Consider the following 22,899-nt stretch of genomic DNA (forward strand, 5'->3'; position numbering starts at 1 on the left):
AAAACGTGAACATGCGTAGAACAAAAGAAAACGCATGGGCAACGAGGTGTGAGCGATGCTGACCAAGAAGCAATTGGATTTGCTGGAATTCATCCACAAACGCGTTCAGGCGGACGGTGTTCCACCCAGCTTTGACGAAATGAAAACGGCGTTGGACCTGAGATCCAAATCCGGCATCCATCGGTTGATTACCGCGCTGGAAGAGCGTGGGTTCATCCGGCGTCTCGCCCACAGGGCGCGCGCGATCGAGATCGTGAAACTGCCCGAAAGTCTGGGAGGCGAGCCGACCGCCGGCTTCACGCCCCGCGTGATCGAAGGTGACAAGCCCAGCGTACCCCGCCCTGCCAATGTCGAGCCTGTGTCGGTGGACGCTCTCGAACTTCCGGTGATGGGCAGAATTGCCGCCGGTGTTCCGATCGAGGCGATCAGTCACGTTTCCCATCATGTTGCAGTACCGGGCACGATGGTATCGGGCCGCGGCGAACACTATGCCCTTGAGGTGCGCGGAGACTCCATGATCGACGCCGGTATCAATGACGGGGACGTGGTCGTCATCCGCGAAACGTCTTCGGCAGACAATGGCGACATTGTCGTGGCCTTGGTCGAAGACCAGGAAGCAACCCTCAAAAGGTTCTTCCGGCGCGGCCAGGCGATCGCGCTCGAGGCTGCCAACCCCGCCTACGAAACGCGGGTATTGCCCGAGGACAAGGTCAAGGTCCAAGGGCGTCTGGTCGGACTTATTCGGACTTACTGAAGCCGTCGGGCCGAGCCGGTGACCAAAGGCGCGGCCCCGTCGCATCAGCGCTGCTGAACAGCTTTCCTTGGCGGATCGCAAGGCTTCCGGTCTTTCGCAGTCGATCTGGATCAAAAACGGCGCAGACACCAGTCAGCTTGATCGGCACAGCAGAGACCACGAGTTCGCCCGGGTGGCAAACGGTGACCTGCTGGGCCGCGCGCTTGCCCGTGATGTGGACCAGCTGGAATTTCTCGAAAGGGTATCGCTGAACAAGATCTGGGGCCGATGGCCACCGGCCTGCAGCCTCCGGCTGGGTTGCTCCGTCTCCATCGTTTTCAAGCCAGACCGAAGCGACGAACCCAGCGCCCTTTTCCTTGCTCAACGCGCGGCCCCGCTCGGTCATCACCCCAACCAAACCACCTGAATCGGCGATCAGCACCTCGGGTCGCTGGCCTTGTCCCCAGAATACGGCGGCAAACGCCATCGGAAAAACTCCGACCCAGCGGCTGCGTCCCTGCCACAAAACGACCCACAGCGCACCCAAGGAAAACAGCGGCAGGACAAAACCGGGCGAGCTGGCAACAAAGCTCCGCGCACCATCCAGGCCGGACACCCAGTCCGAAACGGCCAGGATCCACGCCAGCCCGAAACCCATCACATGGATCGCCACGGCCTCGATCCCGAAAGGCGCGAGGATCGCTGCCAGAACTGCCGAGGGAACCACGACGGATCCCATAACCGGCACGGACAGGGTGTTGGCCAGCAAGCCGTAGTGCGAAACCATGTTGAAATGCGCCGCACCAATTGGGGCGGTCGCCAAACCAGCGACCGCCGAGGAGCACAGAAGCCCACCCACCGGGCGCAACCACTTGGGCGCTCTTGGAACCTCGACGTCGCGAAGGGCACCGAAAACCGCGACCAGTGCTGTCGTGGCGGCAAAGGACATCTGAAAACCGGGGCTGAGCAATGATTCAGGGCGAAGAAACAGCACCAACAGCGCGGCAACCGCGACGGCCCGCAAGGATATGGCACGCCGATCGATCAAAACTGCCCCAAACAGAACCGATACCATCACGAAGGCGCGCTCGGTCGCGACATTGCCCCCAGAAAGCAACAGATAGAGCGTTGCAGCGATCAGCGCGCAGACCGCGGCAACCTTGCGGACCGGCCACCGCAACGCCAGTGCAGGCAAGGCCGCAAGCAGTACCCGGCAAGTCACAAAGACGAACCCCGTCAACAACCCCATATGCAGGCCTGAGATTGCAAGCAGATGGGCAAGATTCGACGCACGCAATTTGTCCAAAGCGTCGGCGCTGATGCCGCTGCGATCCCCGGTCGAAACAGCGGCGGCAAAGCCGCCGACATCACCTGGCAGCACTTCTCGCACTCTGCCGGAAATGGCCATGCGTACGGCAGCGATACGCACTCCGGCCTCAAAGCGGGCCGGAGCAGCTGTGACCACCGGCGTGCGCGCGTATCCGACCGCGCCCAAGCGCTGAAACCAGGCGTGTCTGCGAAAATCAAAGCCGCCGGGCTCGACGGGACCTTGCGGCGGTGACAGATGGGCCGTCGTCATAACGCGTTGCCCTGGCACAATCGGTGCATGGTCGCCATGCAACGAAAGCCGGATGCGCTGCGGGGCTTGGTCCGGCGGCACGTCCCCGATCCGCACCTGGTCCAGCGTAACCCGCAGCGCATCCGAAGCAGAGCGATCCAACGCCACGACCCTCCCCTCAACCGGGCCGTAATAGCGCCATTTCAAAACCGGCTCTGCAACCATGTGAGCGCGAGCACCCGCCAGGATGAACCCGACGGCGACCAGCGCCCCCCCTATTGCCAACGGAGCCCAGGCAGACGACATCCGGCGGCTGGCCCAAATGGCAAGCAGGACCAACCCGGACAGGCCCGAATAAATCCGCGCATCCGGCTCGAACCGGGTTGCGAAATACAGGCCTATGCCGATGGCCAGACAAACCGGAGACCAAGGCAAAAGGTGCCCTCGCTGGTTTAGCAACGCACCTTCGACCCACGCCACAACACGCATGGTTGCCCCCGTCCTTGAGGCTCGTTAGACAGGCTCAACTCTACGCTCAACGCGGTTACCAAAAGGTTAATCACTACAATGTCCGATCAGGTCGTCACCCGATTTGCACCCTCGCCCACCGGCTATCTGCACATTGGCGGAGCCCGTACTGCGCTGTTCAATTGGCTTTACGCCCGCGGACGAGGCGGAAAGTTCCTACTGCGGATCGAAGATACGGACCGCGAACGGTCAACGCCCGAAGCGACCGAGGCAATCCTCAAGGGCATGAGCTGGCTCGGGCTCGACCACGACGGAAATGTCATCAGCCAGTTCGCGGGCGCAGCTCGTCACGCCGAAGTCGCCCACCAGCTGCTGGCAGAAGGCAAAGCATACAAGTGCTTTGCAACCCAGGAAGAGATCGCGGCCTTTCGTGAACAGGCCCGGGCCGAAGGCAAGTCGACCTTGTTCCGCAGCCCGTGGCGCGACGCCGATCCCAGCACCCACCCCGATCGCCCCTTCGTTGTGCGGATCAAGGCTCCGCAGGACGGCACAACCGTCATCCGCGACAAGGTCCAGGGTGACGTGACCATCCGAAACGATCAGCTGGACGACATGGTCCTCCTGCGTTCGGACGGCACACCGGTCTATATGCTGGCGGTGGTCGTTGATGACCACGACATGGGTGTGACGCATGTCATTCGCGGCGACGACCACCTGAACAACGCGGCGCGGCAGATGACGATCTATGAAGCCATGGGCTGGAAGGTTCCGGTTTGGGCGCACATCCCGCTGATCCACGGCCCTGACGGCAAGAAACTCAGCAAGCGGCACGGCGCGTTGGGCGCGCAGGAGTACCAGGCCATGGGCTATCCTGCCGCCGGTATGCGAAACTACCTGGCGCGCCTGGGCTGGAGCCACGGGGACGACGAGTTCTTTACCGATGAACAGGCCAAGGAATGGTTCGACCTGGACGGAATCGGGAAAAGCCCGGCGCGGTTCGATCTAAAAAAGCTCGAGAACTTGTGCGGACAGCACATCGCCACATCCGAAGATGCTGCATTGCGGCACGAAATCGAAGAATATCTGGACGCCGCTGGCCTGCCTGAGCTGACAGGAACACAATCGGATGATTTGGAACGTGCGATGTATTGCCTCAAGGATCGGGCGCGTACATTTCCAGAACTCCTTGAAAAGGCGCATTTTGCACTGACCTCGCGGCCGATCCAGCGCGATGAGAAAGCAGAAAAGGCGCTGAGTTCTGTATCCGACGGTATACTGGATCAATTGACGCCGCAGCTGCAAAATGCTAGCTGGACGCGGAACGAACTGGAGGAGACCCTCAATTCGTTTGCCGAGGCAAACGGGTTGAAGTTCGGCAAGCTGGCTAGCCCCCTCAGGGCTGCGTTGGCGGGTCGGGCCGTCACACCTTCGGTTTTTGACATGATGCTCGTGCTGGGTCGGGATGAGACCATTGCACGGATTTCTGATGCAGCGGCACAGTCCTGACTTCACATTCGGGTAACGCTGCTCCGCTACGACGTGACTCGCGCAGCCTTGCGCGATCACCGCCCGTTTTGTCGGTCAGCGAGCCGGCATTCGTATGATTGAGGAAGGGAAAAAATGACCGAGAGCAACAAGACAGCGACTCTGACCGTCCACGGAAAAACCTATGAGTTGCCGGTTCATTCGCCAACGGCCGGACCCGACGTAGTCGACATCCGCAAGCTCTACGGTCAGGCCGGCGTGTTCACCTACGACCCGGGCTTCACTTCGACCGCAAGCTGCGACAGCACCATCACCTATATCGATGGTGAAAAGGGCGAGTTGCTGCACCGTGGCTATCCGATCGACCAACTGGCCGAGAAATCGCACTTCCTCGAAGTGTGTTTCCTGCTGCTGTACGGGTACCTGCCCAAGGCCGACGAACTGGAAGAGTTCGAAACGACGATCACCCGCCACACCATGATCCACGAGCAGATGCACTATTTCTTCCGTGGTTTCCGCCGCGACGCGCATCCGATGGCTACGATGGTGGGCGTGGTCGGAGCCATGTCGGCCTTCTATCACGACTCGACTGACGTGGGCGACGAGCGCCAGCGCGAAATCGCGACGCACCGCCTGATCGCAAAAATGCCGACAATTGCGGCGATGGCATACAAATACTCGATCGGTCAGCCGTTCATCTACCCGCGCAATGACTTGGATTACGCGTCGAACTTCCTGTACATGTGCTTCGCCGTTCCGGCCGAGGATTACGTCGTCAACCCGATCCTCAGCCGCGCCATGGACCGGATTTTCACCCTGCACGCCGATCACGAGCAGAACGCCTCGACCTCGACCGTGCGTCTGGCTTCGTCGTCGGGCGCGAACCCGTTCGCCTGCATCGCGGCCGGTATCGCCTGCCTCTGGGGTCCGGCGCACGGCGGCGCCAACCAGGCCTGCCTGGAGATGCTGGAAGAGATCGGCAGCGTCGACCGCATCCCCGAGTTCATCGAACGCGCCAAGGACAAGAACGATCCGTTCCGCCTGATGGGCTTTGGTCACCGCGTGTACAAGAATTTTGACCCGCGCGCCAAAGTGATGAAGCAGTCGGCCGACGAGGTTCTGGACTTGCTGGGCATCGAGAACAACCCGAAACTGCAGGTCGCCAAGGCGCTTGAGAAACAAGCACTGGAAGATCCGTATTTCGTCGACAAGAAGCTGTTCCCGAACGTCGATTTCTACTCGGGCATCATCCTCGAGGCGATGGGTTTCCCGACCTCGATGTTCACCCCGATCTTCGCGCTGTCGCGCACCGTTGGTTGGGTCAGCCAGTGGAAAGAAATGATCGCCGACCCTCAGAACAAGATTGGCCGCCCGCGCCAGCTGTATCTGGGCGAAACTCTGCGCGACTACGTCGACATCGAAAACCGCTGAGACAGGCAAAAAGGCCCCGCCATCGAGCGGGGTCTTTTCTTATTGGAACAGTGACAATTGATCCCCGGCCCGCGCAGGCCGGGCAAAGAGGTCGCAACGCAGTTTGGGAGTTGTGGTCGCCAATCCAAATCGCGCAATCGCAGACTTGAACCGCTTGGCGACCATTTCGGCGTAGACCCCCTCGCCGCGCATCCGATGCCCCCACCGCGGGTCGTAGTCCCTGCCCCCGTGCATTTCGCGCAACCGCGCCATGACCTTTTCGGCGCGACCGGGCTCGTGCTCGGACAACCACTCCTGCCACAGTTGAGAGACTTCGCGGGGCAACCGTAGCATGATCCAACTGGCCGCATCCGCGCCTGCGTCGCGGCCCGCCTCCAACAGCGCTTCAAGCTCGTGATCGGTCAGTCCCGGAATGATCGGGGACGTCATGACGCGCACGGGAATCCCGGCCTGGGTCAACTTTCGGATCGTGCGCAGCCGACGTTTTGGCGCAGGGGCACGCGGTTCCATCCGCCGCGACAGGCCAGAATCCAACGTGGTCAGCGAGATGCCGACCCGGACCAGCCCGAGGGCGGCCATCGGCGCGAGAATGTCGATATCCCGTTCGATCAAAGCACCCTTTGTCACGATCGCAACCGGGTGGTTGAAATCTCTCAGAACCTCCAGGCAGGCCCTTGTGATCGAACGTGTTTTTTCGATCGGCTGATACGGGTCCGTATTTGTACCCAGCGCAATCGGCGCCACCTTGTACCGCGCGGACGAAAGCTCGCGCGCAAGCACATCAGGCGCGTTCGGACGTGCGATCAGTCGCGTTTCGAAATCCAACCCGGCAGATAGTCCGAGATATGCATGTGTGGGTCGGGCAAAGCAGTAGACGCAACCGTGTTCGCACCCGCGATACGGGTTGATCGACCGGTCAAATGGCAGATCGGGTGACTTGTTGTAGGTGATCAGAGACTTCGCGACCTCGTCCCGAACCGAGGTTCGCAAGGGAGGCAGAGGCTCGGGATCCTCCCAGCCGTCATCGACCGCTTCGTGCGCATACGCCTCGTACCGACCAGCATCGTTCGATACGGCACCTCGCCCGGAAATAGTGTGGCGCAACGGCATATTTGTTCCCTCTTTGTTCGCGCAATCCCTAGCATCTGCGGGTTTCCGCGGCAAGTCCGCCATCACAGTTGCCGGTCTTGTCTCATGCACAGAACCCATGAATACCGCTCAGAAAGATCATGTGAAATTTGGCGTCGAGCGCGGCAAGATTTTCACCTATAGGTCGGTCTCGGAACCGCCGAGGTCGCAATCGTCACAGTCTAACTGCGGCGAAATGGCCAAAACGGGAAAAACAGCCACCAAGGGCGCAAGGCCCGCCAGCTCAGGGAAATGACCCATGTCCGATGAAGAAGACATCGTCCTGTCGGAACTCAACGACGACGAACTCGTCGAACAGATGTTTGATGACCTCTACGATGGCCTGAAGGAAGAGATCGAAGAAGGCGTGAACATCCTGCTGGAACGTGGATGGGCACCGTATGACATTCTGACCAAGGCGCTGGTCGGCGGTATGACCATCGTCGGACAGGATTTCCGCGACGGCATCCTGTTCGTGCCCGAAGTTCTGCTGGCCGCCAACGCGATGAAGGGCGGTATGGCCATCCTCAAGCCTCTGCTGGCGGAAACCGGCGCTCCGCGCGTCGGTAAGATGGTGATCGGTACCGTCAAGGGCGACATCCACGACATCGGCAAGAACCTCGTCTCGATGATGATGGAAGGCGCCGGCTTCGAGGTTGTCGATATCGGCATCAACAATCCGGTCGAAAACTACCTGGAAGCGCTGGAAACAGAGCAGCCTGATATCTTGGGTATGTCGGCTCTGCTGACGACGACCATGCCGTATATGAAAGTGGTCATCGACACGTTGGTCGAACAGGGCAAGCGTGACGATTACATCGTGCTGGTCGGCGGCGCCCCGCTGAACGAAGAGTTCGGCAAGGCGATCGGCGCTGACGCCTATTGCCGGGACGCGGCGGTTGCGGTCGAAACCGCCAAGGAGTTCGTCTCGCGCAAGCACAACCAGCTGGCGGGTTGATCCTGCACGCCTTGTTTTGGCAAAGCCGCCTGTCCGGGCGGCTTTTTCATTTCCGCACCAGGGCAACACAACGAGATTGAAACTCGGGTGCCGAGTGTGTGATCCCAAAGGCCGCGAACTTGCATCCGGGGCTTTTTCGCAGTCATTTGACATTGGAACCTTGCGGAGGCGACACATGCCGCAGCATGACATACCTGACGACAAATGCCTGACGGAACAGGGGTTTGACGAAATGGATTCACAGCAAAGCATCCTGTTGATCGCCTGCGGTGCGTTGGCGCGCGAGATTCTGGATCTGAAGACACGCAACGGCTGGGACCACCTTGCACTGACGTGCCTGCCTGCCATCCTGCATGTCTATCCCGAACGGATCACTCAGGCTGTCGAGGATGCCGTCGCCAAGCATCGCGACCAGTATGACCGGATTTTTGTCGTCTATGCCGATTGCGGGACCGGCGGACTGTTGGAGCAGGCGTGTAAACGGCTGGGTGTCGAAATGGTGCGGGGGCCGCACTGCTATTCCTTCTTCGAAGGAAACGAAAAATTCGCCGAACGCGGCGACGATGAGACTACGGCCTTCTACCTGACCGACTTTCTGGCCAGACAATTCGATGCGTTCGTCTGGAAGCCGCTGGGGCTGGATCGGCACCCGGAACTGCGCGACATGTATTTCGGAAATTACACCAAGCTGATCTACCAGGCGCAGACAGATGACCCCGAACTGACCCGTCGGGCACAGGAATGCGCGGAGCGGATGGGGCTGGAGTTCGAACGCCGTTTCACCGGATATGGCGATCTCCAGACCACGCTGACAGACTGGGCCGGCGCACGCCCCAAATCTTCCTGATTGGCCCCCGAGTGGCGAACCCGGCTCAGGCGTTTTCGCGCGCTACGTCTCGGATTCGGTCGATCATCGCACGCACACCGTTTGACCGCTGGGCCGACAGATGTTCATTCAACCCCAATCGGGCAAGCTCGGCCGCGGCGTCGACCTTCTCCACTTCGGCAACGGGCAAACCGTTGTAAAGCGAGCGCAATACAGCAATCAGACCACGCACGATCAGCGCATCGCTGTCGCCGTCAAACCGAAAAACACCATTTTCGATCACCGGATGAAGCCAGACCTGACTGGCGCAGCCATGGACTTTGGTTGCCGGCACCTTCAAGGCGTCATCCAGCGGAGCCATCGCCTTGCCCTGCTCGATCACGTGGCGGTACCGGTCTTCCCAGTCCTCAAGGAACTCGAAATCCTCGACAATCTCCTCAAAGGCAGGCGTGGCCATGAACGTGGGTCCTCTGGTTGCGGTTCTGGTTCTGACCTAAGTCGCCCGATGTCCGGTGTCCACCCCTATGGGCGGCTTTTCAAACGACCCAAAGTAGGCTACCCAGTGCGAGTAATACCTTGCAAAGCTTTGGGTCCATGCAAAAAACTGTTTCCGTCCTTCTCGTCACCCTGTTGACCCTGTCCGCCTGCAGCAGCTGGCGCGATTCCCGGGCAAACCCGTCGAACTGGTTCGGGAACAGCACCCCTGCCCCGGTCGAGACATCGGCCAGCGACGCAGATGCGCTGGTGCCGAAGCAAAGCTCGGGCCGGGGACTGTTCGCGCGCCCTGAACCCGAAGATACCAGCGTACCGATCACCACCATCACTGAGCTGCGGATCGAGCCGAACGCCTCGGGTGCCATCGTTGTCGCGCAAGGCACCGCCTTCCGCCAGGGCGCCTATGACGCAAAGCTCACCTTCGTCGAATCCGAGGAAAACCGGAAGAACGGCGTTATGGAGTTCGTTTTCCGCGTGAACTACCCGACCTATGCCACTGCGCAGGGGCCCGAACGTACGCGTGAAGTGACCGATGCAGTCAATGTCAGCCGTCAGGACCTTGAAGGCATTCGTCTGATCCGCGTGGTCGGTCAGCAGAACGCCCTGGAATCGCGTCGGCGCTGAAATCGATCTTACAGGGGGACGACCTGAACAGTTTGTCCCTTCGCTGCCAAGGCAATCTCGCCTCTGCAGAGTTTGAGCGCGTCCTCTCCAAAAACCTCGAACCGCCAGCCGGACATCGCAGCAACGTCACGGTCCCCAGCCGCGATCTGATCCAGCTCCGAGCTGGTCGCGATGAGCTTGGCCGCGACCCCTGCGGTTTCCGTCTTTGACTTCAGCAAAACTCGCAGCAGGTCAGCCAGCGCAGGGTTCACCTTGATCTTGTCCCGGCTGTTGTCCACTTTGGGAAGATCCTCTGGCGGGCAATTCACACCTGCCTGCACGGCGGCCAGAATCCCGTCGGCGATGGCACCTTTGCGCGCTTCGCGCTGCAGCAAACGCGAGCCGCCCAGATCAGCATGCGTGCGTGGTTTGGTCGACGCCAGTTCGACCAGCGCATCATCCTTGAATACACGGCTTCGCGGCACGTTGTTTTGTTGGGCATATTCCTCACGGAACCGGGCAAGCTCCCGCACCACCGCAAGGAACTTGGCCGAGTTGGTCCGGGTCTTGACCCGCCGCCATGCCTCTTCGGGGCGGATGTCATAGGTTGCGGGATCGGTCAGAACGCGCAACTCCTCCGCTACCCAATGGCTGCGTTTGGACTTTTCCAGCTCGGCGGCCAGATGTTCATAGATTTTGCGCAGATGCGTCACATCCGCCAGCGCATAGGTCTGCTGGGCCTCGCTCAGCGGGCGCCGCGACCAATCGGTAAACCGCGAGGTCTTGTCCAGACCCTGCTTGCAGATCTTGCGAACCAGCGTTTCATAGCCAACCTGTTCCCCGAAACCACAAACCATTGCAGCGACTTGCGTATCGAAAAGCGGTTTGGGGAAAATGCCGGCTTCTACCCAGAAAATCTCAAGGTCCTGGCGGGCGGCATGGAACACTTTGACGACGTTTTCGTTTTGGAACAATTCGTAAAGCGGCTCCAGCGACAACCCATCTGCCAGCGGATCGACCAATACCGCGCTGTCCTCGTCTTCAGAGGGCACAGCCAACTGCACCAGACATAGCTTGGAGTAGTAGGTCCGCTCGCGCAGGAATTCGGTATCGACGGTCACATAGGGATGTTGGGCGGCAGCCTTGCAGAAGTCAGCCAACTCTCGCGTGGTTTTGAGGGTCTTCATGCGCTTGCTATTCTTGCTCTTGCTCTGGTCATTGCCCGTTGGTTTCTTCTGCCCCGAGCGCTTGGCCAGACCATAGGCCGAATTGGCCGCTCATGTAAATCTCTGGCGCAAGATCAGGGGAGTAACACCGGTGCGCGATCGCCACGGGCAAAGCGCTTCAGAACGGCCGGATACAGCTTGTGTTCCCAGGCCAGCACCTTCCGAGCAAGCGATTCCGGGGTGTCGCCGGGTTCGACCGGAACCCGGGCCTGCCCCAGGATCGGACCGTCATCCAGCGCCGCGGTGACCTCGTGCACGGTGCAGCCGTGTTCGGCATCCCCGGCGGCGATGGCCCGGGCGTGGGTGTTGAGCCCTTTGTACTTGGGCAGCAGCGAGGGGTGGATATTCAGCATCCGTCCCTGAAAGCGGGACACGAAATCGCCAGTCAGCACGCGCATGAACCCCGCCAGGCAGACGATGTCTGGCTGCGCCCCGAGCAGCGGCTTGCACAGCTCAGCCTCAAACGCCGCGCGGTCACCGCCAAACGGTCGGTGATCGACCACGGCCGTGGCGATCCCGCGATCCGCCGCCTTGGCCAGTCCGCCCGCATTTGCATTGTTCGACAGAACCAGACAAGGGCGCGCCGGGTGGTCACCGGTCATGCTGTCGACCAGCGACACCATGTTCGACCCGCCCCCGGAAATCAGAATGGCGACGCGCTTGTGGCTCACAGCAGCTTGCCTGCGTAGCTGACGCCCGCCCCTTCGGTGACCGATCCGATGCGCGCGACGCTCTCGCCGGCATCCGTCAGCAGGGCGGCCAGGTCATCTGCGCGGTCGGCGGCACAGACGACGATCATGCCGATCCCGCAGTTGAAGGTCTTGAGCATTTCCGCCTCGGCGATGCCCCCGGTTTCCGCCATCCACCTGAACACCGGCGGCAGGTCCCAGGCATTCAGGTCGATTTGCGTACCCAGATCGTCGGGCAGCACGCGCGGCAGGTTCTCGGTCAGCCCGCCGCCGGTGATATGCGCCAGCGCATGCACACCACCGGCCCGGATCGCGGCCAAGGCGGGTTTGACATAGAGCCGCGTGGGCGTCAGCAGCGCCTCTCCCAAAGGCCCGTCGCAGAAGGGCGAGTCCGCGTCCCATCCCAAGCCCGAGATCTGAACCAGCTTACGCACCAGCGAATAGCCGTTGGAATGCACCCCGTCCGAGGCCAGCCCCAGCAGAACATTCCCGGCCTGCACACCGGCAGGCAGATCGCTGCCGCGCTCCATCGCGCCGACGGCAAAGCCGGCCAAGTCAAAATCGCCATCGGGGTACATCCCCGGCATTTCGGCGGTCTCACCCCCGATCAAGGCACATCCCGAGCGGACGCAGCCCTCGGCGATGCCTTCGATGATCCGCGCGGCAGTGTCAGTGTCCAGCTTGCCTGTTGCGAAGTAATCCAGGAAGAACAGCGGCTCGGCCCCCTGACAGATCAGGTCGTTCACGCACATGGCCACCAGGTCGATGCCCACACCATCGACCACGCCCGTGTCGATCGCGATCCGCAGCTTGGTGCCCACGCCATCGGTTGCCCCCACTAGGATCGGGTCGGAATACCCTGCCCCCTTCAGGTCAAACAGCGCGCCGAACCCGCCAAGGCCGCTCATGACGCCGGGGCGGTTCGTCCGCTTGGCGGCGGGCTTGATCCGGTCAACCAGGGCATTGCCCGCATCGATGTCCACACCCGCATCTGCATAGGTGATGCCGTTCTTGCCCGCTGTCATGGCCGTTCCCTCATGAATGCTTTCAGCGCGGGTTAGTCGATTGTGCGCCGCGTTGCAACGGTCAGGCTTGACGCGGCTGTTCTGCGTGGTACCCAAGCGCTCAGGCGGGCCTGTAGCTCAATTGGTTAGAGCAGAGCGCTCATAACGCTTTGGTTGGGGGTTCGAGTCCCTCCGGGCCTACCATATTCGGCCGAAATCACCGCCCGATGATGATGTCTGCGCACAAACCGCCCAAGCGCTCGCTTTGTCCCAAGCGTAAAACACCGCCGTGGACACGAGCAATATCTGCAACGATCGCCAGCCCGAGGCCCACCCCGCTGCCCTGATTCTGGTTCCGCGACGGGTCCAACCGGCTGAACGGCTTCACCGCCTCGGTCCGCTGCTCGGGCGGGATGCCGGGGCCATCATCCTCAACCCGAATGCGCAGCGATTTGTCAGTCAGGGTCATGCTGACCATCGCGTGCGACCCGTAGCGCACCGCGTTGCCGATCAGGTTTTCCACCGCGCGGCGGATCGCAGTCGGACGCAGCATCACTGCACCCTGCCCTTCGGGCGGCAGCAACTCGACGCTTTGCCCGGCCCGTTGCGCATCATCCACGATCGAGCGCAAAAGCTCATCCGGACGAACCTCGACCTGCTCGCCCTCGGACGCGCCGCGCGAGAAATCAAGGAAGGCATCCAGGAGTGACTGCATTTCGTTCACGTCCTGAAGCAGCGGCTTGGCATCTTCCTCGGGCAGCAGCGACAGGCCAAGCTTGAGCCGGGTCAGAGGCGTTCGTAGGTCATGGCTGACACCCGACAGCATCAAGGTCCGCTGCTCGATCTGCCGCTCGATCCGGGCACGCATGTCAAGAAACGCGCTACCGGCGGCCCGCACCTCGACGGCCCCTCCAGGGGTGAACGGCACGACCCGACCGCGACCAAAAGCCTGCGCCGCGTCGGCCAGCCGAGTGATCGGCCGCAACTGATTGCGCATGTACAAGAACGAAATCGAGGTCATGATCACCGCAAAGAACAGCATCGTAACGATCAACTGGTGCGGAGCGACCGTCGACAGACGCCGGCGATCAAAGCCAAGCTCCAAAACACCCAGATGGGTGTTCAAGAACAAAGTCGCGACCTGACTGTCCGGCAACGATACCGCCACGAGGTTTGGCAGCAGCTCTTGAAGATCAGCGTCGATCTGCGGTGCGATGAAATCATACCAGCGCCGAGGTTCAATCGTAGGCGTTTCGTTGATCCCCAGAAACCGGGCCTGCATGTCCAGCACCCTCAGATCCGGGCGCACCGCGGCCAACGCCTGCTGTTGGGTTTCGGCACCCTGAATATCTTCCAGAACCAGCCGCACTTCGCGCGACGCTGCGCGGGTCATCTGACCGGTCACATCCTCGAGGTGTTCACGCACGAATGCCACCGACACCACCAACAGAACCACGATCACCGGCAGCACCAGAATCAGGGCCGCCCGGGCATACAAGCTGCGGGGCAAATAGGGTTTGAGCCAGCGCGAAGACATGCGTTAAACCTAGCGGGCTGCCCCGCCAAGAGAAAGAGGCCAAGATGCTGCCAGCAGACGATTTCAACCCGAAACCGGGGATCCCTGTCGCCCTGCAGCCGGGCCTCAGGCTCTTGCTGGCCCCAAACCCGTCGCCGATGACCTATCTGGGGACAAACACATACCTCCTGGGCACCAACGACCTTGCCGTAATCGACCCCGGACCGTTGAGCGACAGTCACATGCAAGCCATTCTGGATGCGCTGCTGCCCGGGCAAAAGATCAGCCATATCGTGGTCACCCACAGCCACCTGGACCATTCGCCGCTGGCTGCTCCGCTGTCAGAACGGACAGGTGCCCCGATCTACGCCTTTGGCGGGCCACAGTCAGGGCGCAGCGCGATCATGTCCCAACTGGCCGAGCAAGGCCTCGCCGGCGGCGGTGAGGGAATCGACACGGAATTCCGCCCGGACATCGAGTTGGCGGACGGCGACAGGATCGAGGGGGACGGATGGGGCCTTGAGGTCATTCACACGCCGGGTCATCTGGGCAACCACATCGCGCTGGCCTGGGGAGACGTGTGTTTCACCGCCGATCACGTGATGGGCTGGGCCAGTTCGCTGGTTTCGCCTCCGGATGGCGATCTGACAGACTTCATGAAAGCCTGCCACCGGCTACGCGCACGCGACTGGTCCGTCTTCCATGCCGGACACGGCGCGCCGATCACAGACCCTTCGGGTCGGCTTGACTGGTTGATCCGCCACCGGCTCGAACGTGAGGCACAAATCCTCGACGCGCTGGCCGAGCGCCCGGGCACAGCCCGGGATCTGGCCCAGCGGATCTATGTCGAAACCCCGCCTGCCCTGCTTCCAGCGGCCGAGCGCAACGTGTTTGCCCATCTGGTGGACCTGACCGGAAAAGACCGCGTCGCCCCCCGGGGCGCGCTGTCGGTGCAGACCAGTTTTCATCGCATCTCCTGAACGCACAAAAAATTCGCCCTCGGTGCTTTTCCCCTCTGGACGCCGAAAAACCGGATTGCTATATGCGCCTCAGTTCCGGCGTAGCTCAGCGGTAGAGCAGTTGACTGTTAATCAATTGGTCGTAGGTTCGATCCCTACCGCCGGAGCCAAAATCCTCTGATTTCAGAAGTTTGTGGCGCACCCAACCGCTCGCGTCCCGTGTATGGTCGGTTGCCGATCCGACAGGCCGGGTTTTCAGCTGGTTCCAGGCATACAATCAGCCTGCCCCCAAGGACCTGCGCCGTTAGTTTGGAGTTGGTCTTTCGATCAGCCCAATCCTGTCAATCACACCCGCGAAACATCAGAGAATTTTCCAGCGCCTGTGACGCAAGTTTGGTCCGCCATGCATTTGCACAGCAGATCGTCCGCTACAGTTCGTTTTTGTAGATCACCCCGCCCTTCATGATCAGATCGAAGCGCTCTTCGTATTCGGTCATGACAGACATGTCCTCAAGGGGGTTGCCGTCGATCAGAAGGATATCCGCATGAGCACCTTCCGCAATGACACCCAGCGCCCCGGGATAAGGATTGCGCGGCCCCGACAAGGCAAGCAACTCGGCTGATTTCGAGGTTGCCTGACGGAGTATTTCGGCATTGTCGAACCATTCCGTTCTCAGAACGAACTCCTCGTTTGCGCGCTTGATCATCTCAGGAGAAGTGATCACGTCCGTGCCGAAGACGATATTCTCGAATCCAAGCTCCTTGGCCATGGTGAACATCTGGTTGATGCCGTCATAGGCTTCGTCATGCTTGGCTTTTTGTTCGTCGTTGTAGCCTGCCGGATGGAATGTGTAGACGATTACCTGCGGCGACAGCCAGGCATCATGCTCCATCATCACGCGCATGGCCTCTTCGCTCATCAGATTGCCATGCTCGATGGACTTCACCCCATTCTCGACGGCGCGGATGATGCCATCCGAGTTGTAGACATGGGCGGTAACGTAGGTGTTCCAGTCTTCGGCCGCCTCGACGGCTGCACGGATTTCGTCTTCCGTGTACTGCGTGGTGTCCAATGGATCAGCAAATGACCCGGTGCCGCCACCGACCGAAATCTTGATCTGCGAGGCCCTGCGGCGCAACACCTCGCGTACGGTTTTCAGAACCTCGTCACGCCCATCGGCAACTGCGACATGGAAGTATTTCATCGGAATGCTGGGCTCGAACACCAATGACCCGGGCTCGTTTGCGTCCGTCCGATGATCCGAGTGGCCCGAGCTCTGCGAGATCATGGGACCCGAAGGATAGACCCGAGGCCCCCTCAGGATGCCCTCGTCTATGGCGCGTTTCAGTGAAAACGAGTTCCCGCCGACATCGCGGACCGTCGTGAACCCCTGCATCAGGTATTGTTCGGCGACGGTTGCGGCAACATAGGCCCAGTATTCGCGATCGGCATTGAATGCGATACCGAACGGCATCTGAAACATCAGATGCGCATGCATGTCGGCAAATCCGGGCATCAGGAACCGACCCTGCGCATCGATCACCGTCGCCCCCTCCGGCGCATCCAGATCAGGACCAAGGGCCGTGATCATGCCGTCTTGGATCAAAACGTCCTGACCCTCGATCAGGTCGGAACTGACCCCGTCGAAAATCCGAGCGCCGGTGATCAGGGTTCCGGCCTCTTGGGCGATCCCCGGCGCGGCAAGAACAAAGAAGAAAAGCTTCGCTACAATCCTGCAAGCTGTCCGCATCTTGGGTTCCTTTCCGGTTTCAACAGGTTCACCGAAGCATGGTGCATTATCGAGAGGCTAGTCTCTTTCTGATCCGGATGAAACGATCACGTCGCGACCGGCGCGTAGATCAACGCAACGATTCACTGCCGCAGGAAACAACAAACCTGTGCAGCCCGATTGAAATCCGAAACGGAAACCTGGAGCGCGCAATTCGTCCGGAGAAAGCAATTTTCGTCTGGACCTCGTCTTTGCAGATTGGTACACGCCCCTCAGTTCCGGCGTAGCTCAGCGGTAGAGCAGTTGACTGTTAATCAATTGGTCGTAGGTTCGATCCCTACCGCCGGAGCCAAAAATCCTTAGAAATCAATCGTTAACCTGCCAAGGCGTCCTTGAATTCATCCCGCAGTTTGCGTTTCAGGACCTTGCCCGTCGCATTGAGTGGCAGCGCGTCGACGAAGACCACTTTGTCCGGCACCTGCCACTTGGCAATCTTGCCGTCGAAAAACTCCAGCAGCTCGGCCTCGGACGGATCTTCGCCCTCGGCCTTGACCGCCACCAGCAGCGGGCGTTCGTCCCATTTGGGATGCGGCACGCCGATCACCGCCGCGGTGGCCAGTTTCGGGTGCGCTACGGCGATGTTTTCCAGCTCGACCGAGCTGATCCACTCACCGCCCGACTTGATGATGTCCTTGGAGCGGTCGCGGATGGTCATGTAGCCATCGGGGTCCAACGTCGCCACATCGCCGGTGGCGAACCAGCCATCCTGCAGAAGATCTTGATCCTGCAGCTGAAAATAGCTGTCCAACACCCAATGGCCGTGCACCATCAGGTCGCCCTGCGTGACCCCGTCATGCGGCAGGTCGTTGCCGTCGTCATCGACGATCTTCAGCTCGACCCCAAAGGGCGGACGACCCTGATTCTCGCGCAGTTTGTGCTGTTCCTCGATCGGCAGCTTGCGATGCTTGGCCAGCGGAATGTTGGCAGTGCCCAGCGGGCTCATCTCGCTCATCCCCCAGGCATGCACGGTGTCGACGCCGTATTTTTCCCTGAAGGTCTCGATCATCGAGGGCGGGCACGCCGCACCGCCGATCACCGTACGTTCGAGGCTTTCCAGCTTGGTGCCGCATTTGGCGGCGTGGGCCAGCAGTCCCTGCCAGATCGTGGGAACCCCCATCGCCAGCGTCACGCCATAGGTGTCGATCAGGTTCACCAGCGCCTCGCCATGCAGGTCCGGCCCGGGCAGCACCATTTGCGAACCGGACATGGCGCAGCCATAGGGCGACCCCCAGGCGTTGACATGGAACATGGGCACCACCGGCATCACCACATCCATCGCCGAATACCCGATGACGTCGCGGGTGTTCGAGGCAAAGCTGTGCAGAACGGTCGAACGGTGCGAATACAGAACCCCCTTGGGGTGACCGGTCGTGCCCGAGGTGTAGCACAGGCTCGAGGCCGTGTTTTCATCGAAGACGGGCCATTCGAAATCGGCGTCGCCGGTCTCGATCAACTCGTCATAGAATTCCAGGCCGGGAATCTGCTGGAGTGCGTCCTCGTCGCGCGGCCCCATCAGGACAAAATGCTTCACCTCAATCAGTTGATCGCGGATCGCGGCAACCAGCGGGAGGAAGGTGGCGTCGAAGAACAGCACCCGGTCCTGCGCATGGTTGATGATGTAAACCAGCTGTTCGGGGAACAGGCGCGGATTGATCGTGTGGCAGACGAAACCCGCACCCGAGGCCGCATAGTAGATTTCCAGATGCCGGCGGTTGTTCCAGGCCAGGGTGCCGATCCGGTCCTGCGGCTGCAAGCCCAGCTTGGTCAGCGCCGACCCCAGTCGCCGGGCATTGGCGGCGATCTCGCCCCAGTTCGTCCGGGTGACGGTTCCGTCGGTTTCGACCGACACGATCTCGGTCTGACCATGATAGCGCGCAGCATGATCGATCAGTGACGAAATCAACAGCGGCTGCGTCATCATCTGTCCCAGCATGGACATCCTCCCATTCATCGCGCCGGCCTGATGCGGCGTCTGTTGCGGCCAGGCGACACGGCGGCATGGCCGGCCCCAGGGCTTCTCCTCGGGGCCGATCCTGCCAATCATTTAATTGTCTGACAATAAAAGAATGCGGCCTGCCGTGGCGGCAGGCCGTCAGATTTGCAGTGCTTCAGCCCCGGTGCCGCAGCGCATAGGCCACAAGTGCGGCGGTCGAGCCGTCCTTGCCCTCGGTGCCCGCATCGCCATCGACGATTGGCCCCAGCGAGGTGGCCAACTCCTTGCCCAGCTCCACCCCCCACTGGTCGAACGAGTTGATGCCCAACAGCACGCCTTCGACGAACACCCGATGTTCATACAGCGCAATGATCTGGCCCAGAACGAAGGGCGTCAGCTGCGGATAGATCAGCGTGGTCGAGGGCCGGTTGCCCTGGAACACGCGATGCCGGGCCTGACGCTCCAACTCGTCGCCATGCAGGCCCATCTCGGCCATGCGCGCTCGCGCTTCCTCAAGCGACCGGCCACGCATCAACGCCTCGGACTGAGCCAGGCAGTTGGCCAGCAGCAGACGGTGATGATGGGCCAGTTCGGGCTCGTGGCCTTCGGCGGCCACCATGAATTCGCAGGGGATCACGTCGGCGCCCTGATGGATCAGTTGGTAAAACGCGTGCTGCCCGTTGGTGCCGGGCTCACCCCAGACCACCGGCCCCGAAGGCACGCTCAGCGCCGAGCCGTCCATGGCCACCGATTTGCCGTTCGATTCCATCTCGAGCTGCTGGAAGTAGGCCGGCAGCCGCAGCAGCCGTTGGTCATAGGGCAGAACCGCGCGGCTGGCATGACCCAGCACCTGACGGTGCCAGAAGCCCACCAGCGCCAGCATCACCGGCATGTTCTCGGCCCAGCCCGCGGCGCGGAAATGCACGTCCATCGCCTGCCCGCCGCGCAGGAACGCGTCGAAGGCGTTCGAGCCCACCGCAATCATCACCGGCAGTCCAACCGGACCCCAGACCGAATAGCGCCCGCCGACCCAATCGGCGAAGCCGAACACGCGGTCAGACGGGATGCCGAAGTCCGCCGTCTTGTCCACGGCGCTGGACACGGCCGCGAACTGCCGCCCCGGGTCGCCGCCGCCGTCCAGCATCCAGGCCCGCGCCGTCCGCGCGTTGGTCATGGTTTCGATGGTGGTAAATGTCTTGGACGCCACGATCACCAGCGTCCGCGTCGGGTCCAGTTCGCGCAGCGTGTCGGCGATGTGCGCGCCATCCACGTTCGAGACATAGTGCAGGCGCGGCCCGTCGTGATAGGGCGCCAGCGCCAGCGTCGCCATCACCGGCCCAAGGTCCGAACCGCCGATGCCGATATTCACCACGTCGGTAAAGCTGCCCCCTGCCCCCTGGGCCGTTCCGCCCCGGACCTCTTCGGCGAACACGCGCATGCGCTGCAGGGTGTCCAAAACGTCGGGCATCACGTCCTGGCCATCAACCTCGACCGGGCCGCCGTCCAGATTGCGCAGCGCCGTATGCAGCACCGCGCGGCCCTCGGTCTCGTTGATCTTGTCGCCGCGGAACATCGCGTCGCGCCGCTCGGCCAGACCGGCTTGATCGCACAGGTCGATCAGCGCCGCGCGGATGTCCGCGTCGATCAGGGTCTTCGAATAGTCGAACAGCAAATCGCCGGTCGAGGCCGAGAAGCTCTGCGCCCGGTCGGGATCCTGCGCGAACAGGTCGAGGATGCGGGTATCCGCCGCCTGCGCGGCAAGGGTTCTGAGAGTGTCCAGTTGCATGAGATCAATCCGCCCAGTGTACCGTCATTCCATCCAAGACTGCCGCAATTGGCGCCTCCTCGGGCGGCAGGCTCATGGCACGCTCAAGCGCTGCGCGCTTTTTTTCACCATAGATGACCAGGTGTTTGGACAGGGCACCATCCAGAACCGGACCCGTCAGAGTGATGCGCGTCTCGGGCTGCGTCTGCGGGCGGGCAACGGCCAATGCCGGTGCGTTGCTTGCCAATGCCTGCGCCAGCCCCTCCATCCCCGGAAACAACGAGGCCGTATGCATGTCGTCGCCCATTCCAAGAACCAGCACCGCCAACGGGCGCAGCGGCTCGATCAGAGCTTCGATTTGGGGCAGAACCTCTTCGGGCGCCTTGCCGGGAATATAGAGCGGGACATAGTCCGCCGCCGCCGCCCGGTTGGTCAGAAGACGGTCGCGGATCAAGCGTTCGTTAGACCGGTCACTGTCCGCCGGGACGCAGCGTTCGTCGGTGGGCAGAACACGGACACGCTCCCATTCAAGATCCGCGGCGCACAGGCTGTCGAAGATCGGTCCGGGCGTGGTGCCGCCGGGAACCGCAAAAGCCACGACATCGTTGTGCAGCAGTGCGGCCTCCAACTCGCCTGCCAGAACGTTGGCAACATCAATGGCCAGCATGTCCCTGTCGGCATATTCCTGAATCTTCATGGCTTGATCCCTTGCCAATGGCGACCGTCGCGTTTCATCAGCAGTTCGGCGTCGCCGGGACCGGTACTGCCGCTGTCATAGGGTTTAGGCACGTCGCCGCGCGCCTGCCACCCCGCAATGATCGGGTCGGTCCAGGCCCAGGCGGCCTCGACCTCGTCTCCGCGCATGAACAGTGTTTGATTGCCTCGGATCACGTCCATCACCAAACGCTCATAAGCATCCGGCGCTTCCTGGTTTTCGGGCCCGAGCGCTTCGGCAAAACTCATATCCAACGGGACGTCGATCAAACGCATTCCGCCCTGCCCCGGCTCTTTGATCGTGACTTTCAGCGTTATGCCTTCGTTCGGTTGCAGGCGGATCGACAACGTGTTGGCATGCCGCCCGGCCTCGGCCCCAAAGATCGAATGCGGCGCATCCTTGAAGATGACGTTGATCACCGAGGACCGCGCCACCAGCCGCTTGCCGGTGCGCAAGTAAAACGGAGTCCCCGCCCACCGCCAATTGCTGACATGCGCCCGCAGCGCCACATAACTTTCGGTGGTCGAGCGCGGATTGCCCACCGCTTCGCGGTAGCCCGGCCCGTCGGGACCACCCGAATACTGCCCACGCACGATGTGGTGCGGCTGCACCGGGTCCAGCGCGCGGATCACCTTGAGCTTTTCATCGCGCACGGCGTCCGAATCGAACTTGGCAGGCGGCTCCATCGCGATCAGGCACAGAAGCTGCATCAGGTGGTTTTGCACCATGTCGCGCATTGCCCCAGCGCGCTCGTAATACTCTTCGCGACCATCCACGCCGACGGTCTCGGCGACGGTGATCTGGATATGGTCGACATACTGACTGTTCCACAGCGGCTCGAACAGCATGTTGCCGAACCGGACTGCCATCAGGTTCTGGACGGTTTCCTTACCCAGATAATGATCGATCCGGTAGATTTGGTTTTCGCTGAAATATGAGGCCAGCGTGGCATTCAACGCCCGCGCGCTGTCCAGGTCGTGACCGAACGGCTTTTCGACGACGATCCTCGTCTGCTCGTTTGCCAGACCGTGCTGGCGGATTTTTTCCGCCAACGGGGCGAACAATCCGGGTCCGACCGAGAAATAGAAGGCGCGGATCCGCGAATCCGTCAACAGACCTGAAAGGTTTTCCCACCCATCATCAGAGCTGGCATCCAACCGCAGATACTGCAGCCGGTTCAGGAACCCATCAAGGTTGCCGGGATCTCCCGCTTGACGAGGTGCGTGCTGGGCCAGCGACTCGGCGACGATCGCACGATAGCCCGCCTGATCATGTGCGGACCTTGCTGCGGCGATTATCCGAACATCGTCATTCCACTGTCCCGCGCAATAACGACGAAACAAGGCAGGCAAAATCTTGCGCTGCGCCAGATCCCCGGTGCCACCAAAAATGACCAGATCAAATGGGTCGACGGGTATAACGCGAGAAACCATGAGCCGTCCTTAACGCGCCATCGCCGGCATGTCCAATGTTAGCGCAATCATATCCTGGACTTTCTCTGGTTTTCCAATCTGTACCAATCGTGTGCGCCGCACCGGACCGCCACCGAAACGCACAAGAATATTCAACCGCTCAACGCGTCCGCCGTCAACGGATTGCCAAGATCTGGTTGTGTTC

19 protein-coding genes and 3 tRNA genes are annotated in these 22,899 nt (G+C 61.2%); 10 read left to right on the top strand and 12 right to left on the bottom strand.

Translation table 11 applies throughout. The features are described from left to right. The first annotated feature begins 55 nt into the window (after positions 1-55). Positions 56-754, top strand: a complete 699-nt coding sequence (lexA, locus tag ACR0NY_RS03240; RefSeq protein ID WP_093962183.1) for a transcriptional repressor LexA — start codon at positions 56-58, stop codon at positions 752-754. On the opposite strand, the gene ACR0NY_RS03245 is transcribed toward lexA, so the two are convergent. Further along, on the bottom strand, positions 738-2,780 hold the full coding sequence (locus tag ACR0NY_RS03245) for a ComEC/Rec2 family competence protein (protein ID WP_170368491.1): 2,043 nt from the start codon (positions 2,778-2,780) through the stop codon (positions 738-740). The genes lexA and ACR0NY_RS03245 overlap by 17 nt on opposite strands. Before the next feature lie 78 nt (positions 2,781-2,858). Between ACR0NY_RS03245 and gltX the strand changes: the two genes are divergently transcribed. Both gltX and gltA read left to right on the top strand, forming a co-directional pair. Beyond that, the gene (gene gltX, locus ACR0NY_RS03250; RefSeq protein WP_170368492.1) at positions 2,859-4,265 is read left to right on the top strand and encodes a glutamate--tRNA ligase; all 1,407 of its coding nucleotides are present in this window, start codon (positions 2,859-2,861) and stop codon (positions 4,263-4,265) included. A 114-nt stretch (positions 4,266-4,379) separates the two neighbouring features. Next, positions 4,380-5,675 carry a citrate synthase gene (gene gltA, locus ACR0NY_RS03255; protein ID WP_170338439.1) on the top strand — a complete coding sequence of 432 codons (1,296 nt, stop codon included), beginning with the start codon at positions 4,380-4,382 and terminating at the stop codon, positions 5,673-5,675. Between the two features lie 39 nt (positions 5,676-5,714). Here gltA and ACR0NY_RS03260 read toward each other — a convergent pair whose 3' ends face one another. After that, positions 5,715-6,785: a PA0069 family radical SAM protein gene (locus ACR0NY_RS03260; protein WP_170368493.1), complete on the bottom strand. Its 1,071-nt coding sequence runs from the start codon at positions 6,783-6,785 to the stop codon at positions 5,715-5,717. 277 nt (positions 6,786-7,062) lie between these two features. Between ACR0NY_RS03260 and ACR0NY_RS03265 the strand changes: the two genes are divergently transcribed. Together ACR0NY_RS03265 and ACR0NY_RS03270 are read left to right on the top strand one after the other, a co-directional pair. Next, on the top strand, positions 7,063-7,761 hold the full coding sequence (locus ACR0NY_RS03265) for a corrinoid protein (RefSeq protein WP_093962188.1): 699 nt from the start codon (positions 7,063-7,065) through the stop codon (positions 7,759-7,761). A gap of 175 nt (positions 7,762-7,936) precedes the next feature. Further along, positions 7,937-8,608: a DUF1638 domain-containing protein gene (locus tag ACR0NY_RS03270; RefSeq protein WP_170368494.1), complete on the top strand. Its 672-nt coding sequence runs from the start codon at positions 7,937-7,939 to the stop codon at positions 8,606-8,608. A 25-nt stretch (positions 8,609-8,633) separates the two neighbouring features. Here the strand turns inward: ACR0NY_RS03270 and ACR0NY_RS03275 are convergent, their stop codons facing one another. After that, entirely contained in the window at positions 8,634-9,044 is a 411-nt protein-coding gene (locus ACR0NY_RS03275; protein WP_170368495.1) for a SufE family protein, read from the bottom strand. Between the two features lie 137 nt (positions 9,045-9,181). Here ACR0NY_RS03275 and ACR0NY_RS03280 point away from each other — a divergent pair, with 137 nt between their 5' ends. Then, positions 9,182-9,706, top strand: coding sequence for a hypothetical protein (locus ACR0NY_RS03280; RefSeq protein ID WP_170338433.1), 525 nt, complete (start codon positions 9,182-9,184; stop codon positions 9,704-9,706). A gap of 8 nt (positions 9,707-9,714) precedes the next feature. On the opposite strand, the gene rnd is transcribed toward ACR0NY_RS03280, so the two are convergent. From rnd to purM, 3 genes are all read right to left on the bottom strand, one after another. Beyond that, positions 9,715-10,872, bottom strand: coding sequence for a ribonuclease D (gene rnd, locus ACR0NY_RS03285; protein WP_170368496.1), 1,158 nt, complete (start codon positions 10,870-10,872; stop codon positions 9,715-9,717). Positions 10,873-10,985: 113 nt separating this feature from the next. Beyond that, positions 10,986-11,582 carry a phosphoribosylglycinamide formyltransferase gene (purN, locus tag ACR0NY_RS03290; RefSeq protein WP_170368497.1) on the bottom strand — a complete coding sequence of 199 codons (597 nt, stop codon included), beginning with the start codon at positions 11,580-11,582 and terminating at the stop codon, positions 10,986-10,988. Continuing rightward, on the bottom strand, positions 11,579-12,625 hold the full coding sequence (gene purM, locus ACR0NY_RS03295) for a phosphoribosylformylglycinamidine cyclo-ligase (protein ID WP_170338430.1): 1,047 nt from the start codon (positions 12,623-12,625) through the stop codon (positions 11,579-11,581). Before purM ends, purN begins: the two co-directional genes overlap by 4 nt. A gap of 106 nt (positions 12,626-12,731) precedes the next feature. On the opposite strand from purM, the gene ACR0NY_RS03300 reads away from it, so the two are divergent. Beyond that, positions 12,732-12,808 (top strand) — tRNA-Ile (locus ACR0NY_RS03300). Between the two features lie 13 nt (positions 12,809-12,821). Here ACR0NY_RS03300 and ACR0NY_RS03305 read toward each other — a convergent pair. Beyond that, a complete protein-coding gene (locus ACR0NY_RS03305) occupies positions 12,822-14,141 on the bottom strand; it encodes an ATP-binding protein (RefSeq protein WP_170368498.1) in 1,320 nt (439 codons plus the stop codon). Between the two features lie 44 nt (positions 14,142-14,185). Between ACR0NY_RS03305 and ACR0NY_RS03310 the strand changes: the two genes are divergently transcribed. Continuing rightward, complete coding sequence (locus tag ACR0NY_RS03310; RefSeq protein ID WP_170368499.1) at positions 14,186-15,100, top strand: MBL fold metallo-hydrolase; 915 nt, start codon at positions 14,186-14,188, stop codon at positions 15,098-15,100. A gap of 74 nt (positions 15,101-15,174) precedes the next feature. After that, positions 15,175-15,249: transfer RNA gene (locus ACR0NY_RS03315), tRNA-Asn, on the top strand. Positions 15,250-15,507: 258 nt separating this feature from the next. On the opposite strand, the gene ACR0NY_RS03320 is transcribed toward ACR0NY_RS03315, so the two are convergent. After that, a complete protein-coding gene (locus ACR0NY_RS03320; RefSeq protein WP_217354876.1) occupies positions 15,508-16,830 on the bottom strand; it encodes a metal-dependent hydrolase family protein in 1,323 nt (440 codons plus the stop codon). Positions 16,831-17,086: 256 nt separating this feature from the next. Here ACR0NY_RS03320 and ACR0NY_RS03325 point away from each other — a divergent pair. Beyond that, a tRNA-Asn gene (locus ACR0NY_RS03325) sits at positions 17,087-17,161 on the top strand. 21 nt (positions 17,162-17,182) lie between these two features. On the opposite strand, the gene ACR0NY_RS03330 is transcribed toward ACR0NY_RS03325, so the two are convergent. The 4 genes from ACR0NY_RS03330 to zwf form a co-directional block, all read right to left on the bottom strand. Beyond that, the gene (locus ACR0NY_RS03330; RefSeq protein ID WP_170368533.1) at positions 17,183-18,802 is read right to left on the bottom strand and encodes a long-chain-fatty-acid--CoA ligase; all 1,620 of its coding nucleotides are present in this window, start codon (positions 18,800-18,802) and stop codon (positions 17,183-17,185) included. A 175-nt stretch (positions 18,803-18,977) separates the two neighbouring features. Further along, entirely contained in the window at positions 18,978-20,588 is a 1,611-nt protein-coding gene (gene pgi, locus ACR0NY_RS03335; protein ID WP_170368534.1) for a glucose-6-phosphate isomerase, read from the bottom strand. A gap of 4 nt (positions 20,589-20,592) precedes the next feature. After that, positions 20,593-21,264, bottom strand: coding sequence for a 6-phosphogluconolactonase (gene pgl, locus ACR0NY_RS03340; protein WP_170363374.1), 672 nt, complete (start codon positions 21,262-21,264; stop codon positions 20,593-20,595). Continuing rightward, entirely contained in the window at positions 21,261-22,715 is a 1,455-nt protein-coding gene (gene zwf / locus ACR0NY_RS03345) for a glucose-6-phosphate dehydrogenase (RefSeq protein ID WP_170368535.1), read from the bottom strand. The genes pgl and zwf overlap by 4 nt, the downstream gene beginning before the upstream one ends. Positions 22,716-22,899: the final 184 nt, after the last annotated feature.

It is taken from the genome of Ruegeria sp. BJ5 (assembly GCF_056537865.1).

Coding starts and splice junctions, on each gene's coding strand:
- lexA (WP_093962183.1), top strand. CDS start 56: ATGCTGACCAAGAAGCAATTGGATTTGCTGGAATTCATCCACAAACGC.
- ACR0NY_RS03245 (WP_170368491.1), bottom strand. CDS start 2,780: ATGCGTGTTGTGGCGTGGGTCGAAGGTGCGTTGCTAAACCAGCGAGGG.
- gltX (WP_170368492.1), top strand. CDS start 2,859: ATGTCCGATCAGGTCGTCACCCGATTTGCACCCTCGCCCACCGGCTAT.
- gltA (WP_170338439.1), top strand. CDS start 4,380: ATGACCGAGAGCAACAAGACAGCGACTCTGACCGTCCACGGAAAAACC.
- ACR0NY_RS03260 (WP_170368493.1), bottom strand. CDS start 6,785: ATGCCGTTGCGCCACACTATTTCCGGGCGAGGTGCCGTATCGAACGAT.
- ACR0NY_RS03265 (WP_093962188.1), top strand. CDS start 7,063: ATGTCCGATGAAGAAGACATCGTCCTGTCGGAACTCAACGACGACGAA.
- ACR0NY_RS03270 (WP_170368494.1), top strand. CDS start 7,937: ATGCCGCAGCATGACATACCTGACGACAAATGCCTGACGGAACAGGGG.
- ACR0NY_RS03275 (WP_170368495.1), bottom strand. CDS start 9,044: ATGGCCACGCCTGCCTTTGAGGAGATTGTCGAGGATTTCGAGTTCCTT.
- ACR0NY_RS03280 (WP_170338433.1), top strand. CDS start 9,182: ATGCAAAAAACTGTTTCCGTCCTTCTCGTCACCCTGTTGACCCTGTCC.
- rnd (WP_170368496.1), bottom strand. CDS start 10,872: ATGAAGACCCTCAAAACCACGCGAGAGTTGGCTGACTTCTGCAAGGCT.
- purM (WP_170338430.1), bottom strand. CDS start 12,625: ATGACAGCGGGCAAGAACGGCATCACCTATGCAGATGCGGGTGTGGAC.
- ACR0NY_RS03305 (WP_170368498.1), bottom strand. CDS start 14,141: ATGTCTTCGCGCTGGCTCAAACCCTATTTGCCCCGCAGCTTGTATGCC.
- ACR0NY_RS03310 (WP_170368499.1), top strand. CDS start 14,186: ATGCTGCCAGCAGACGATTTCAACCCGAAACCGGGGATCCCTGTCGCC.
- ACR0NY_RS03320 (WP_217354876.1), bottom strand. CDS start 16,830: ATGCGGACAGCTTGCAGGATTGTAGCGAAGCTTTTCTTCTTTGTTCTT.
- ACR0NY_RS03330 (WP_170368533.1), bottom strand. CDS start 18,802: ATGCTGGGACAGATGATGACGCAGCCGCTGTTGATTTCGTCACTGATC.
- pgi (WP_170368534.1), bottom strand. CDS start 20,588: ATGCAACTGGACACTCTCAGAACCCTTGCCGCGCAGGCGGCGGATACC.
- pgl (WP_170363374.1), bottom strand. CDS start 21,264: ATGAAGATTCAGGAATATGCCGACAGGGACATGCTGGCCATTGATGTT.
- zwf (WP_170368535.1), bottom strand. CDS start 22,715: ATGGTTTCTCGCGTTATACCCGTCGACCCATTTGATCTGGTCATTTTT.